The 14,848-nt window shown below is 39.2% G+C and carries 18 protein-coding genes; 16 read left to right on the top strand and 2 right to left on the bottom strand.

The genetic code is table 11. The annotated features are described in order from the left end of the window. The first annotated feature begins 118 nt into the window (after window positions 1-118). The 12 genes from ACNFN4_RS08740 (at window position 119) to ACNFN4_RS08795 (ending at window position 8,144) form a co-directional block, all read left to right on the top strand. Window positions 119-454 carry a thioredoxin family protein gene (locus tag ACNFN4_RS08740; protein ID WP_022553774.1) on the top strand — a complete coding sequence of 112 codons (336 nt, stop codon included), beginning with the start codon at window positions 119-121 and terminating at the stop codon, window positions 452-454. A gap of 53 nt (window positions 455-507) precedes the next feature. Then, the gene (locus ACNFN4_RS08745; protein WP_038461601.1) at window positions 508-942 is read left to right on the top strand and encodes an OsmC family protein; all 435 of its coding nucleotides are present in this window, start codon (window positions 508-510) and stop codon (window positions 940-942) included. Between the two features lie 54 nt (window positions 943-996). Then, a complete protein-coding gene (locus ACNFN4_RS08750) occupies window positions 997-1,320 on the top strand; it encodes a thioredoxin family protein (RefSeq protein ID WP_022553772.1) in 324 nt (107 codons plus the stop codon). A gap of 43 nt (window positions 1,321-1,363) precedes the next feature. Continuing rightward, the gene (gene trxB / locus ACNFN4_RS08755) at window positions 1,364-2,299 is read left to right on the top strand and encodes a thioredoxin-disulfide reductase (protein ID WP_104678948.1); all 936 of its coding nucleotides are present in this window, start codon (window positions 1,364-1,366) and stop codon (window positions 2,297-2,299) included. Window positions 2,300-2,399: 100 nt separating this feature from the next. After that, the gene (locus tag ACNFN4_RS08760; protein WP_022553770.1) at window positions 2,400-3,059 is read left to right on the top strand and encodes a carboxymuconolactone decarboxylase family protein; all 660 of its coding nucleotides are present in this window, start codon (window positions 2,400-2,402) and stop codon (window positions 3,057-3,059) included. Between the two features lie 126 nt (window positions 3,060-3,185). Beyond that, the gene (locus ACNFN4_RS08765; RefSeq protein WP_022553769.1) at window positions 3,186-3,701 is read left to right on the top strand and encodes an OsmC family protein; all 516 of its coding nucleotides are present in this window, start codon (window positions 3,186-3,188) and stop codon (window positions 3,699-3,701) included. 153 nt (window positions 3,702-3,854) lie between these two features. Continuing rightward, window positions 3,855-5,057: an MFS transporter gene (locus ACNFN4_RS08770; protein WP_038461599.1), complete on the top strand. Its 1,203-nt coding sequence runs from the start codon at window positions 3,855-3,857 to the stop codon at window positions 5,055-5,057. A 411-nt stretch (window positions 5,058-5,468) separates the two neighbouring features. Next, entirely contained in the window at window positions 5,469-5,936 is a 468-nt protein-coding gene (locus tag ACNFN4_RS08775) for a GreA/GreB family elongation factor (RefSeq protein WP_022553767.1), read from the top strand. Window positions 5,937-6,365: 429 nt separating this feature from the next. Beyond that, a complete protein-coding gene (locus ACNFN4_RS08780) occupies window positions 6,366-6,569 on the top strand; it encodes a hypothetical protein (RefSeq protein ID WP_079891276.1) in 204 nt (67 codons plus the stop codon). Then, window positions 6,508-6,855, top strand: coding sequence for a thioredoxin family protein (locus ACNFN4_RS08785; RefSeq protein ID WP_323054380.1), 348 nt, complete (start codon window positions 6,508-6,510; stop codon window positions 6,853-6,855). Before ACNFN4_RS08780 ends, ACNFN4_RS08785 begins: the two co-directional genes overlap by 62 nt. Before the next feature lie 41 nt (window positions 6,856-6,896). Then, window positions 6,897-7,043, top strand: coding sequence for a hypothetical protein (locus ACNFN4_RS08790; protein WP_259347345.1), 147 nt, complete (start codon window positions 6,897-6,899; stop codon window positions 7,041-7,043). 36 nt (window positions 7,044-7,079) lie between these two features. Beyond that, window positions 7,080-8,144: an NADH:flavin oxidoreductase gene (locus tag ACNFN4_RS08795; RefSeq protein WP_022553765.1), complete on the top strand. Its 1,065-nt coding sequence runs from the start codon at window positions 7,080-7,082 to the stop codon at window positions 8,142-8,144. Between the two features lie 134 nt (window positions 8,145-8,278). Here the strand turns inward: ACNFN4_RS08795 and ACNFN4_RS08800 are convergent, their stop codons facing one another. Further along, window positions 8,279-8,752 carry a MarR family winged helix-turn-helix transcriptional regulator gene (locus ACNFN4_RS08800; RefSeq protein ID WP_038461595.1) on the bottom strand — a complete coding sequence of 158 codons (474 nt, stop codon included), beginning with the start codon at window positions 8,750-8,752 and terminating at the stop codon, window positions 8,279-8,281. A 215-nt stretch (window positions 8,753-8,967) separates the two neighbouring features. On the opposite strand from ACNFN4_RS08800, the gene ACNFN4_RS08805 reads away from it, so the two are divergent. Continuing rightward, window positions 8,968-9,861, top strand: a complete 894-nt coding sequence (locus ACNFN4_RS08805; RefSeq protein WP_022553764.1) for a DMT family transporter — start codon at window positions 8,968-8,970, stop codon at window positions 9,859-9,861. 276 nt (window positions 9,862-10,137) lie between these two features. Continuing rightward, window positions 10,138-11,427 carry a homocysteine synthase gene (locus tag ACNFN4_RS08810; protein ID WP_053285167.1) on the top strand — a complete coding sequence of 430 codons (1,290 nt, stop codon included), beginning with the start codon at window positions 10,138-10,140 and terminating at the stop codon, window positions 11,425-11,427. Window positions 11,428-11,613: 186 nt separating this feature from the next. Here ACNFN4_RS08810 and ACNFN4_RS08815 read toward each other — a convergent pair whose 3' ends face one another. Further along, window positions 11,614-12,552: an iron-hydroxamate ABC transporter substrate-binding protein gene (locus ACNFN4_RS08815; protein WP_104678949.1), complete on the bottom strand. Its 939-nt coding sequence runs from the start codon at window positions 12,550-12,552 to the stop codon at window positions 11,614-11,616. 247 nt (window positions 12,553-12,799) lie between these two features. On the opposite strand from ACNFN4_RS08815, the gene ACNFN4_RS08820 reads away from it, so the two are divergent. Both ACNFN4_RS08820 and ACNFN4_RS08825 read left to right on the top strand, forming a co-directional pair. After that, entirely contained in the window at window positions 12,800-13,837 is a 1,038-nt protein-coding gene (locus ACNFN4_RS08820; protein WP_029973587.1) for a FecCD family ABC transporter permease, read from the top strand. After that, the gene (locus ACNFN4_RS08825; RefSeq protein WP_088056425.1) at window positions 13,837-14,847 is read left to right on the top strand and encodes a FecCD family ABC transporter permease; all 1,011 of its coding nucleotides are present in this window, start codon (window positions 13,837-13,839) and stop codon (window positions 14,845-14,847) included. The genes ACNFN4_RS08820 and ACNFN4_RS08825 overlap by 1 nt, the downstream gene beginning before the upstream one ends. The last annotated feature ends 1 nt before the right edge of the window (window position 14,848 follow it).

Here is a 14,848-nt window from a genome sequence, read left to right on the forward strand (position 1 = left end):
GATGAGTTTTTTAAAACTCTAACTTCTCTTCCAAAACTAAATATAGATCTGGTCTGTTTAGCAATGGCAGTTTTAAGTTTAAACCTATTAAAGACTAGTATTAGGAGGGAGAGGTCTAATGGTAGAAACAGTTGAATTAACATCTTTAGATTCAATAGATAACTTTATCCATCATAATAAATTTAGTTTTTTGTATATTTCAAGGCCGGATTGTGGAGTATGCCATGCAGTCTTGCCTCAACTCAGAGAATTACTGGATAAATTTCCACATATCAAATTAGGGTATATCAATGCTTACAACGTAGAGGAGATAGCCTCAAGGTTTTCAATTCTTACGGTTCCTGCACTCCTTTTATTCATTGAAGGAACTGAATATTTGAGAGAAGCACGCTTTGTTCATTTTGAACAATTAGAAAAAAGACTGGAAAGAGTAAGTGAAATCTATATCACATGATGTTTTAACAATGTTAAAAATGATGGCAATCAAAAACTAAAGGAGTGTTTAATATGTCTAATTTGAATGTAAAACTGAATGCTGTTTGGAAAGGAGGAGTAGAAGGTAACGGCACCATCAAATCTCAATATATTGATACACCCATTGCTATAGGAACAGAGTATGGAGGTAATGGGCAAGGAGCATCACCTAAAGAAATCCTTGTGTCATCAGTACAAGCTTGTTATGTAGCAACATTAGTGTCTATGGTTGAATCAAGAAAACTGCCAGTAGTGAGTATTGAGGTTGATTCTGAGATGGTTGCTTCTGACAGTAGTTTTGATATTATCCATTATCCTCGTGTTGTTTTATCTGCTGATGCAACAGAAAAAGAAGTACAGTCAATGCAAAGAGTGAATGAAGCAGCTGATAGAGCATGTATAGTAGGTAACATGGTCAAAAAAGCAGGCGTAGAAATAGAAGTCAAAGGTAAAGTGTCTACTCTTTAATCGATTCAATTAATTATTAAAAAAAGCTTTTTACAACTCAGGAGGAAAAACAAAATGACTATAATCAAAGTAACAGATGGTAATTTAGAAAAGAACTTAAATACAGATAAAGTGGTTTTACTAAACTTTTCAGCATCTTGGTGTGGACCATGCCGGGTTTTTGCTGAGACATTAGAGGAGTTTGACAAAGAGTTTGGTGATAAAGTACAAGTTGTTAAAGTTGATGTGGATGAGAATCCGGAGCTTGCTGCAGAATTTGGTGTAATGAGTATCCCTAATACACGCTTCTATTTTAATAATAAATTCGAAAAACCTTTTACTGGTATTGTTGGTATTGTGCAATTAAAAGAAGAAGTTTCAAAAATTAAGTCCCTTTAATCAAATGTGCATTATTGAATTCTTTTAAAGGAGGGAGATCACATTGGAGGAAATGAAAATTTATGATGTCATCATAGTTGGGGCAGGACCCGCTGGAATGACAGCAGCAGTTTACACTTCACGTGCTAATTTGAACACATTGCTTATTGAACGTGGAATACCTGGTGGACAAATGGCTAATACGCAGGATGTAGAGAATTATCCTGGTTTTGATCATATTTTAGGTCCAGACCTCTCTAATAAAATGTTTGAGCACGCCAAAAAGTTTGGTGCTGTATATGAATATGGAGATATAAAAGAAATTATAGATGAAGGCCGTTTAAAAAAAGTAGTAACTACAAAGAAAGAATTTTATGCAAAATCTGTTATCATCGCTACTGGGGCAGACCATAAAAAGCTTGGAGTTCCAGGGGAGAATGAGCTTGGTGGTTTAGGAGTTTCATATTGTGCAGTATGTGATGGAGCATTCTTTAAAGGACGTGAACTTGTTGTTGTGGGTGGAGGAGATTCGGCTGTAGAAGAAGCTGTGTATCTTACACGTTTCGCTTCAAAAGTCACCATTATTCACCGTCGAGATCAGTTGCGTGCACAAAAAATACTCCAAGAAAGAGCATTTAGCAATGAAAAGATTGAATTCATTTGGAATAAAGAAGTTACAAGTATAAATGCAGGAAATGGAACAGTGAATACAGTAACGTTAAAAGATACAAAAACAGGGGAACAATCTCAATTCCCTGCAAATGGTGTATTTATTTACGTGGGTACACTTCCGTTAAATGCTGCATTCAAAAACTTAGATATAACCAATGAAGAAGGTTATGTAGTGACGGATGAAGCAATGGCTACTAAGATTCCTGGTATTTATGCAGCTGGAGATATCCGTGATAAAACCCTGCGCCAAATTGTCACAGCTACGGGTGATGGATCAATAGCAGCTCAAAGCGTCCAACATTATATTGAAAACCTTGAGAATTCATAAGAAACAACATTGATCTATTTTGGTAATATATCATCACACCTAATTGTACCGAATAGTAGGTACAGTCAGGTGTGAAATAAAAAAGTTAGAGGGGAAAATTATGAATCAGAACGATAGTTTATACAAAAAATCACATTTTAACCGTTTAGGTGAATTTAGTACACTTTCACCTGAAAGCTTTAAAACATTTGTAGATTTTGACAGAAAAGCGTTATCTGAAGGAAAGTTAACAGCTAAATTAAAGGAATTAATTGCAGTTGCTGTTGCTCATACGACTGGATGTCCCCATTGTATTGATTTTCATGTTAAACAAGTTAAAAAACATAGAGCTTCTAGGGAGGAAATGGCTGAATCAATTATGGTAGCAACTGCCTTGAAAGCAGGGTCTGCTCTTGCTCATGGTGTCAATGCTTTAAACGCTTATGATGGAACAGCTGATGATGAATTATTTAGAGCTCCTTATATCAACCGACTAAAAGAGTTTTCTCAGTTAGATGGAGATGCCTTTAAAGCGTTTATGACTTTTGACCAACAAGCGATGAAGGCGGGATTACTTAGTGTTAAGGAAAAAGAGTTGATTGCTATAGCAGTGGCACATACAACAGGGTGCCCTTACTGTATTGATATCCACACTAAAGCAGCCAAAAAAGCGAAAGCAACGAGAGAAGAAGTTGCTGAATCAATTATGGTAGCAACTGCCTTGAAAGCCGGATCTGCTCTTTCTCATGGAGTTAATGCATTAGTTGCATATGATGAATAATCTTATGGAAGGTTATGTACTGTTGGCAGCTGTGCCATTCCCCCAAAAAATCATAATAACTTTTATTAGATAACGAGAGTAGAAAGAGATAATCTTTATAAAAAACAAAATGAAGGAGATATAAAAATGACAAAAATTAATGGAGTCGATACAAAAGTTATTGAAAACTTAGTAGAAAATTACAAGAAAAATCCTGAGGAAGGAATGGCAGGATGGTCTTCTTCGGTAAAATGGAAAGATGGATTTTACGCTGAAGCGCATGTAAGTGACCACAAACCCATTCCGATTGATGAGCCAGATTGGTTCTCAGGATCTAATAAGGGTCCAGGCCCAGCTGAACTTTTATTAAGTGCTCTGGGTGGTTGTTTATCACTTGCATTTATTGCAACAGCTAGTTTAAAGGGTATTAAGGTGAATTCCCTAGAAGTTAGCACTTCAGGACAATTAGACTTAAATGTAATGTTGGGCTTAAAAGAAGGAAATCCAGGTTTTAATGAAGTTGATGTTCAATTCACGGTAGATAGTGACGCAGACGATAAACAACTTGAAGAGTTAGTTTCAAAAGCAATGGAAATTTCTCCTGTAAAAAATTCACTAGAAAGAAATGTTCACGTGAATTCAACGCTTAAACGTAACAAGTAAAAAAAGCTTTATGACAAGGCCGACCTTACTTTACCTTTGTATAACTAATTTTAAAAAGAACGTAGATATACCCGACATATTCCATGCGTAATGTCTACGTTCTCATACGTTGCAGGCAGAATTGGAAACGCGAGGGGAGGAAAAAACCCCATTATGTCTGATGTGAACAGTATTAATAGATGGAGAGCTCTATTTTTGATTGCATTGGCTGAACTATTTGCCCTCAGTTTATGGTTTAGCGCTTCAGCCGTTCTTCCCCAATTAAGACATCAATGGGGAATGAGTGCAACAGAAGGGTCATGGATGACCACATCCGTACAGGTTGGATTCATTATTGGAGCCATTTGTTTTGCTTTTCTAGGGTTGGCAGACCGTTATAACCCAAGAAAAATATTTGCTATTGCCAGTATATTCGGAGCTGTTATCAATAGTTTATTTACTTTAAGCACCGGAATGGTAATGGGATTAAGTTTTCGTTTTCTAACAGGAATTACTATGGCAGGTGTTTATCCAACTGCCGTGAAACTACTCTCTACTTGGTTTCAAAATAGACGAGGATTTGGTATTGGAATCCTGATTGCAGCTCTGACATTAGGTTCTTCATTGCCACATCTTTTTAATTTATTTATTCCGAATGTCAGCTGGAAGATATTAATGCTGGTCAGCTCTTTATTAGCATTAATCGCAGCTGGTATTATGCATTGGGGTCTTCCGGATGCTCCGGAGTCTAAAAAAGAAGTAGCTACTGTGTCGATAAATACACTCAAATACATTTTAAAAAATCGACCTGTAATGCTAGCTAACTATGGATATTTTGGTCATATATGGGAATTGTATGCTATGTGGACATGGCTTCCATATTTCTTAACAGCCAGCTTTAAAGCATCCTTAAAGGGAACAACTTTACAAGAGACCAGTACACTATTTGCATTTTTAACAATTGGAATTTCGGGGGCTATAGGTTCGATAATAGGTGGATTATGTGCTGATAAAATTGGAAAATCACGACTTTCTATGATTGCCATGATTGTTAGTGCTGTATCTTCTTTATGTATCGGACTTACCTTTGGTCTTTCTATATGGATTACCGTTATTGTAGCAATCATTTGGGGGATATCAGTTGTTGCAGATTCAGCACAATTTTCAGCAATGGTTGCAGATTTCGCAAAATCAGAATGTGCAGGAACTGCCTTGACATTTCAAATGGCTATAGGTTTTCTTATTACGGTCTTTTCTATTTATTTGATTCCAGTCTTTGAAGATATCGTAGGGTGGAAATGGGCATTCTCCATCCTTGCGATCGGTCCTGTTATAGGAGTTTGGGCAATGATTTCTCTAATCCGTTATAAACATTAAACGATGTACTCATTTTGTTTTTTAACACAGTAATGGCATTTATTTTTCGTATTTAAGAGAACTTGACAGATTCTCTTTCTATTTTCACTTGTTTAATCTTTGTTCTTTAATTAAAGCAATCCTTTAGTTGAATAGGAACAGCTTAACTTTCACCCCTGATTTTTAACACTATTCTTGTTATTATTCCCACTGCATAAGTGAGGAAGTTCCATGAAATTATGGAGCTTTAGGAACCAACTGTTGGAGTAACAGTACAGTATCAGGCTTAATCTTAAAAACTTTAACATAGCAATGGATTTTCCGGATTTCCTAACCGTTACTGATTATCGCATTAGTGTTTGGTGATTCTTTATGCAAAAATGTAACAGAATCAACAAAGCCGAGAAAAATAGTTTCGGTAAAGGAGGGTGAATGAGGATAGACAAGAAGTTACTCACGGAAGCTGGTTATAATGCGTTGAAGAAAGAATTACTTTATTTAAAGAAAAAAAGATGGAAAGAAGTTAGTGAAAAAGTTCTAGAGAGTAGAAATTTTTGTGATTTTAATGAAGATCCTGAGTATCAAATTTCAGTAGATGAATTTGCTGCACTTAAAAAGAAAATAAATGATTTGGAATACATTATAAAGCAAGCAAAAATAATTAAAAATGCAAATATACGAGAAGTAGGGATCGGATCCATTGTCACTGTTAAAGAAATGACAGGAAAATATGAAATGCATCTTAAACTTGTTAGTTCTGCAGAATCACATTTATCTGAAAACTATATATCTGATGAGTCTCCAATCGGAAAAAGTCTAATTGGTCACAAATTAAATGATGATGTAATAGTCATGACCCCTTCTGGAATGATACATTTATTAATCATTGAAATACAGTGATTTTTTTCTTAAGCTACTCTGTTGTACTCTATTTTAAATAAGGTAGATAATTGATGGTTGGTAGTAACAATTGTGCTTTGTGAATGAAAATGGTGAATATACGTCTTTTTATTTTTTAAAAGATACAGGGTTGCAAAAACCTAAAAAAGCATGCTAATATAGTATTGTACCGACTGGTAGGTACAAAAGTTTGGTTGTTGATAGAAGGAGGTTAAGTGATTACACCAACAGAACTGTATTATTCCAAGGACCCTATTTGGGCAAAAGTTGAAGATCGAGTACGTTTGGAGATTACAGATTATGCTCAAACAACGATTTGATGAAATTGTATTCTTAGATCCCCCGAGGAAGGGAATTCATTATCGATAAACAATAGCTGTGGTGATGTGGAGTCCATTAAAACTACTCCGAACTTATCTCATCCTTTAGATTCTAAAAGTAAACACAGAATTAGAGGATAGTCCTGAATATGTAAATGAATCCCCTTATGATCAAGGATGGATGCGAGATGTTCAAATGGATAATATAGATGATATCCAACATCTTATACGTGCTAAAGAATACAAAGATTATGTATATGAAAAGAATGGAGGGAATCATGATGGAAAATTTACAATCAATGGATCATTTTGAGAAGTTAAAAAAAACAGAGCGCGTTGTCTTTATGTTTTCAGCGGACTGGTGCCCAGACTGTCGGGCGATCGAGCCAATTTTGCCGGACATTGAAGCAAATTATTCGGAATATCAGTTTATTTATGTAGACCGGGATGACTTTATTGATTTGTGCATAGAACTGAATGTATTTGGTATTCCAAGTTTTATCGCTTATCATAACGGAGAAGAAGCAGGGCGGTTTGTTAGCAAGGCTCGAAAAACACAAGAAGAAATCGAAACATTTCTTAACAGCTTGTCCGCTTAATCTGCTAACATAAAATTGTACCAAACGGTAGGTACGGATAAATGGAATTAGAGGGAAGAATTATTAGTCAAGACGATGTTAAACAAGTTAAAAAACATAGAGATTCCAAAGAAGAAGTTGCTGAATCAATTATGGTAGCAACTGCCTTGAAAGTCGGATCTGCTCTTGACCATGGAGTTAATGCATAATGAATAAGTCTTAAAGTATAAAACTTGGAGGTTTTTATGAATAATTTTCAGTCAGTTGAAGCTCTTTTTAAACCATTCGAAATGGGAAATCTGAAACTATCTAATCGTATTTTGATGGCACCTATGACGCGAAACTTTTCTCCAAATGGAGTACCAGGGGAGGATGTCGCTGCGTATTATCGTCGTAGAGCTGAAAATGGTGTTGGACTTATTGTGACAGAGGGTACGTTTATCAACCATCCTGATGTTGCATCCGAGGTGCCAGCATGGCAGGAGGACGTACCACACTTATACGGTGAAGAGGCGCTAAACGGTTGGTCAAAAGTAGTTGATGGGGTACACGAGGCCGGTGGGAAAATTTTCTCTCAATTGTGGCACATGGGTGCACGAGGCAACGCTAATGATTACTCAAAACAAGAAATTTTGGAATTGGTTGAAGCTTTTGCACAGGCAGCAGCCAATGCTAAAAAGGTTGGTTTTGATGGCATTGAGATTATGGCAGCCCATGGATTTTTAATCGATCAGTTCTTTTGGGAAAAAACAAACACACGTACCGATGAATACGGTGGCGACATAGTTAAGCGCACACGCTTTGCGAGTGAGGTCATCGCAGCTTGCCGACGTGTTGTTGGACCAGATTTCCCAATCTCGTTGCGAATCTCACAGTGGAAATATGATTTCTATACAGCAAAATTAGTAGAAACTCCAGAAGAACTAAAACGTTTCTTAACGCCATTAGCTGATGCAGGGGTGGACATCTTTCATGCATCTATTCGTCGCTTTTGGGAACCTGCATTTGAAGGATCTGAACTGAATCTGTCAGGATGGATTAAAAAACTGACAGGAAAACCAACAATTACAGTTGGCTCTGTCGGTCTTGATGGCGCTGATTTCGTGGATTTCTTCGCTACTGGAGAAGAGGCCAATGGCAAAGCCAACAAAATGGGCAATTTGATCGAGAGATTAGAACGTGAAGAATTTGATTTGATAGCGGTGGGTCGCGCATTATTGGCTGATCCTGACTGGGTAAACAAAATCCGAGACGGACGAACAGAAGAATTAATTCCGTTTACGCGTGAGGCAATTGAAACATTAAATTAAACAGAGCTTAAAAAATAATAAAGAACCCATTTTGATTGATTATTTTAAAATGGGTTCTTTTTATTACTTTCAGATAAAGATCCCATAACACTAGTACTTAACTTTTAGTGATTGATTTTGTAAGGTATATGAAATTAATGGGAATTTTTTCGAGTTGAGTCTTTCATATGGTTGTTTACTACAGAAGCTATTTTCATGAAGTTTATAAAATCTTCTGTTGAAAATTGATCCAGTCTACTCAATATTTTTCCATATTCTATTCGATCAAGTTCTTTGTGATACTTATAAGCTTGTTTCCCTTTTTCCGACAATTCTATGATAACTTCTCGGCTATTGGTTGGATTTTTATATTTTATAACCAACCCTTTTTTTAATAATTTATCCACCATTTGAGAAATGGCACCTTTTGTTTTATTGGTAAGCTTCACAAGGTGCGAAGGACTAACTTTCACATTTTCTCCAATTAAATCAATGGTATGTGCTTCAACCATATATAGTTCATCTTCTGTTCCATATTTTCGAGGTATGTTTTCGTATGCGCTCGTGTTACGAGAGAGTTCATAAATAGATTCTAGTAGCTCATTAAAAATTTCTTCTCTTGTCTTCATACATTTCACCTGGTATCACTTTAGTTATTTATTCCTCAGTATAGCATACCTATTTACTCTTAATTGAACATGAACAACATAGCCCATATTTAATTTTTGACGGTAAGCCAGATTTAAGACCCCATACTCAAATTGACTCCTGAAAGTTTAGGTGCTAAACTGTTAGGAGTCAATTTGAGATTTAATTACTCATTTAGAAAGGATATGGTAAAGATATGTCTTTCAAACAATTTAGCATCTTACTATTGCTGGCTAGCCTTTTTGGTGCATCATTTTTATTCATCAAAATAGCTTCACCTTCATTAGGCCCTTTATTTCTTATTGAAAGCCGTGTAGGAATTGCAGCTATCTCTCTTATTATTTTTGCACGATTACTAAAACAAAAAATAGAAATCAAGTACAAATGGAAAGAGTTAATGATTCTGGGTGCCATTAATGCAGCCATTCCATTCGTTTTAATTGCTTACGCTGAGTTAAACCTTTCCGCGTCACTTGCTGCTATTATTAATTCTACAACTCCCTTGTTTTCCGTAATCATATCTATTTTATGGCTTAAAGAAGGTAAAAATATGCGTACTTTCCTTGGTATTATTATGGGGTGCATAGGAGTAGGAATCCTGGTTGGTTGGAGTCCTATTCAACTAAATGTAAAGGTTATATTATCAATAGTAGCTATTTCTTTAGCAGCTTTATTCTATGGAATAGGAGGAGTATATAGTAAAAGAGCTTTTCAAGATATGAAATCTTTTGATTTAGCTATTGGACAGCAATTAGGAGCAAGTATTGTTTTACTGCCTTTTGCACTCCTTGATATGCCTAACAAGTTACCAAGTATAGGTGTGACTATTTCAGTTTTAGGATTAGCCGTATTTTCTACAAGTGTTGCTTATCTTCTCTATTTTTATCTGATAAAAAATATAGGTCCAACTAAAACCGTTAGTGTAACCCTATTGGTACCCATATTCGGTATAATCTGGGGTGTTTTATTTTTAGATGAACGAACTACCTTGAGTACTTATATAGGCTTATCGGTAGTATTAATGAGTATACTCTTAGTGTCTAATACAAAGCAGAAAGTATCTAATATACCCGAACAAGTAGTTAAATAGAGAAACTCTTCTTAATTAAATGGGGTGCTAGATCCCTAACTGATAGAAGAGTGACTTATATGCTATTGACTCTTTAGTTACTCTATTCTTCATAATGAGAAAGGAAATCTGAAATCAAAATTTGTAAATTGTTTATTTTAACCAGGTAAATTAACATAAGTTAAAAGAAAGAGCGATTAAACCATTTCATAGCAAAATGGGTAGTAGAGAACTAAACTCTGTGATATTATTACTTAATATTCAGAATATAAAGACGAGTGAAACGAGGGTATAATGATGGAGAAAAAACATTCATTAGGGTTTGAAACAATTGCTCTTCATGGAGGGCAAGTACCTGACCCCACTACAAATTCTAGAGCAGTCCCTATTTATCAAACAAGCTCATATATCTTTAACGACACAGATCATGCTGCAGATTTGTTTTCTTTAAAAGAACCCGGAAATATTTATACACGAATCATGAATCCTACTCATGATGTTTTTGAGCAACGTGTTGCCCTAATGGAAGGCGGCGTAGGGGCATTAGCAACTTCATCGGGACAGTCAGCTATTACATATTCTATTTTGAATATTGCAGAAGCAGGAGATGAAATTATCGCTTCCAGCAGCCTGTATGGGGGGACCTATACTTTATTTGCTCATACTTTTCCAAAGCTAGGAATCAAATTTCACTTTGTTGATGTAGACGATCCAGCTCAATTTCAAGAAAAAATGAATGACAAAACAAAAGCTGTGTTTATAGAAACGATTGGAAATCCTCGAATTAATATTGCGGATATTCAAGCAATTGCCGATATTGCACATGCAAATAATGTTCCGCTTATCGTTGATAATACATTTGCCTCCCCATATTTATGCAGGCCAATTGAGTATGGAGCAGACATTGTGGTTCATTCAGCTACCAAATTTATTGGCGGCCATGGAACCTCTATCGGCGGTGTTATTGTAGATTCTGGAAAATTTAATTGGGCGAACGGAAAATTTTCAGGTTTGTCAGAACCAGATCTAAGTTATCATGGGCTAGTTTATACAGATGCACTGGGATCGCTAGCTTATATTACAAAAGCACGCGTTACGTTGCTTAGAGACATTGGAGCTTCCGCTTCGCCATTCAATACATTTATGTTTCTTCAGGGATTAGAAACTCTTCCTCTGCGGATGGAGCGCCATGTAGAAAATGCCCTTAAGGTTGCACAATTTTTAGAAAAACATCCCCATGTCTCATGGGTTAATTATCCAGGCCTTGCATCAAACCCTTATCACGAACTTGCCCAAAAGTATTTGCCAAAAGGAGCAGGATCCATTTTCACATTTGGTATTAAAGGCGGGGTGGAAGAAGGGAAGAAATTTATTAACAGCGTGAAGATTTTCAGTCATTTGGCGAATGTTGGCGATGCGAAATCACTGGTTATTCATCCTGCCAGCACGACCCATCAACAGCTGGATGAAGAAAGTCAGGTAAAAGCCGGTGTTACTCCGGATATGATTCGTCTTTCTATTGGTATTGAAACGATTGATGATATTCTTTACGATTTAGACAACGCTCTCCAAGCCAGTCAGCAATAACAATACCTGCAGCTCCTCGCAAAATAAATCCTCCTAAACCATTTGATAAACAAATTTCATATAATTGATTAATAGAACTATATGCTATGGTTTACAAATGGTTAAAACTAATTGACAACAGAATTGATGAATTTTTTTGTCAAGTTTTAAGCGTAATAAAAAGCCGCTGTGACAGCGGCTTCGGGGTTACTTTGTTAAGCTTTTTGTGATGTAGTCGAGCTGGCCTTCAAGTGAGATCGGGTCTGAGAAATAGAAGCCGATCGGATCAATGCGGTAGACATGGTTTTGTTTGACGGCATCGAGGTTCTTCCAGATTGAGCTGTCAAGCACGCCTTTGTCGTCACCGCCGGCCTGCCATGGCCCTATAAAGATGTAGTCTCCCGCGAAGTCAGGCAGTTTCTCGAGTGAAATGCTGGCGTAGCCCGGTCCTTGATTAATGGCTTTTTCCTGCGTCAGTTTTGTGGCCTTCAGCCCGAGTTTGTCATAAATGATGCTTCCGCCGCGGCCGAAGTCTTTACCGAATACATAGATGTCTTTCCCGTTTGTCTGCATGATGGAGATGGTTTTTGAGCCGACCGCTTTTTGAACCTTTGTTTTAGCGGCAGCGGTTTTCTTATCCCATTCAGCCAGCCATTTGTCTGCTTTATCTTCAGTGCCTGTCATTTTCGCAAACTCTTTGAATTGATCAATATTGCTGAGCTTGTCATATTTAATGGCGATCGTCGGCGCGATTTTTTCCAGTTTTTCAATATCGGCGCCTTGTGTCGTCCAGACAACGATTAAATCCGGCTTTAAGTCAATGATTTTTTCAACGGACGTGCCGTCGCCGATGTTTGTCACACCTTTTGTTTTCCCTTTGTAATAAGGGTTTTTAAATACGTTTTGCGGCGCGCCGACAACATTGATGCCGAGCTGTTTAAAGTCACCGTAGTAGCCGTCAGCCATGACGACGACCCGTTTCGGGTGCTTCGGAATTTTAATATTGCCGTTTTCGGCTTTATACGTGATGGTTTCTTCTTTTTCAGAAGAACCTTTCGTGTCTGAAGAATTGCCGCATGCGGCCAAAGCGGCGATGAGCAGCATGGCAATCAGCGCTGCGCCGATTTTCTTGTATGTATGGAACATCTGACATTCCTTCTTTCATAAAAATTAGTGATAAAGAGAATCATTATCAGTGTGATTATATCACTGCTTTCATAGAGAAGCACGCTCTTTTTTAAGAAAAACTTTCTTTTTTTATATGAAATTAGGTCTATTAAAAGAGAAGATAAAAGTGCTATACTGAAACAAGTCATTGATAATCATTATCATTACCATTCTTGTTTTGAGAAAGGAAGAACGAGTGTTGGGTCTATTGAAAAAGAAACAGACAATGACGGCTCAAGGGGCATCAGGGAGTGAAATCCAGTGGACGGCGCGTTCATTCCGGGCGGCTGTGCTGCTGTGTGCCGGTATTGCGGTTTTATTGATCGGCGCGGCTCTGTCTGTTTCCATCGGAGCTGCCGATATTCATCTGCGGACGGTGTGGGATGCTCTCTTTCACTTTCAGCCGCAAAATACATCTCATCAAATCATACGCGATCTGAGGCTGCCGAGAACCGCCGCCGCCGCGCTCGTCGGGGCTTTTTTAGCTGTGTCCGGGGCGATTATGCAGGGGCTGACGCGGAACCCGCTTGCTGAGCCTTCCATTATGGGCGTGACGTCGGGGTCAGGATTTGCGATCGCATTGGCATTTGCTTTTTTTCCGGGGCTCTCTGCCGCTGGGCTTGTTTTGTGGTCCTTTGCGGGAGCGGGAATCGGAGCGCTTATTGTGTTTGGCATCGGCCTGTTTTCAAAAGGCGGGCTGACACCGGTGAAGCTCGCGCTGGCCGGTACGGCAGTCGGCTATTTCTTAACGGGGCTTTCAAGCGCGATTGCGATCCGTTTTGATGTCGCCCAGGATGTGAAGTTCTGGTACGCCGGAGGAGTCGCTTCCGTGAAATGGGAAGGCGTGCAGCTGCTGTTGGCGGTCGGGGTTATCGGACTTTTGCTGGCATTTCTGATTGCGCGCTCAGTGACGGTGCTGAGCTTGGGTGAGGAGCTGGCCAAAGGGCTCGGGCAGTACACATCGCTTGTGAAAGTAATCGGAATGTTTGTCGTTGTCCTCTTGACAGGGGCTTCAGTCTCAGTCGCCGGAGCCATTTCTTTTATCGGATTGGTGATTCCGCATATCACCCGATTTTTAGTCGGGGTAGATTACAGGTGGATCATTCCCTGTTCGGCGGTATTCGGCGCCGTTCTGTTAGTCTTCAGTGATATTGCCGCAAGACTCGTCAATGCGCCGTTTGAAACACCGGTCGGCGCTTTAACCGCTCTTATCGGCGTTCCCTTTTTCTTTTATTTGGCGCGCAGGGAAAGGAGAGGGCTGTAATGAATGTAAAATCGAAAAAACCGCTGGCGGTCATGGCCGTTACGTTTTTGCTCATATGCATCGTCTTTTTTATCAGCTTAAACATGGGTGTGATCCGGATTGCGCCTCTTGATACGCTGCGTGTCTTTTTCGGACAGGGGGATGCCCGGGATCAGCTCGTTTTATTTGAATTCAGACTGCCGCGCATGGTGCTGTCATTGCTGGTCGGCGCCGGAATCGCGGTTTCAGGCGCGATTTTTCAAAGCGTGTCTCAAAATGACTTGGCGGAGCCGGGCATTCTCGGTATTAACGCCGGGGCGTCTTTGGCGGTCGTTTTGTTTATCTTCTTTTTCCAAGGATCAGCTGTTGATTTAAGCATGGCCGGTACATGGCTGCTTCCGGTGAGCGCTTTGGCGGGGGCTTTTCTGGCTGCTCTGCTCATCTATGTGCTGGCTTGGAAAAAAGGCGTTTCACCTATCCGGCTCGTTTTGGTCGGGATCGGCGTCAATGCGGGGTTTAATGCGCTGCTCTTGATTTTTCAGCTGAAAATGGACCCGCGGGATTTCATGCAGGCGCTTGTATGGATTTCCGGTTCGATTTGGAACGCCAATTGGAAAATGGTGCTGTCCATTTTGCCGTGGCTGCTGGTTCTTTTACCGTTCAGCCTCTATAAAGCCAGGTATTTAAATGTGCTCCAGCTCGGTGATCAGCTGGCGGCGGGGCTTGGCACCCGGGTTGAAAAGGAGCGGCGCGTTCTGCTGATGTGCGCCGTTGCCCTGACCGCGTCATGTGTTGCGGCAGCCGGCGGAATCGCTTTTCTCGGACTCATTGCGCCGCATTTGGCCAGAAGGCTTACCGGCCCGCGCCACCAGACGCTTATCCCGGTTTCGGCTTTAATCGGAGCATTTTTATTTCTGCTTGCCGATACGCTGGCGAGAAATGTGCTTGCACCGTCCGAAGTTCCCGTCGGCCTGGTGATTTCCGTGCTCGGAGCGCCGTATTTTGTATATTTGCTGATGAAAACGAAATAGA

It is taken from the genome of Bacillus sp. N1(2025) (assembly GCF_053470005.1).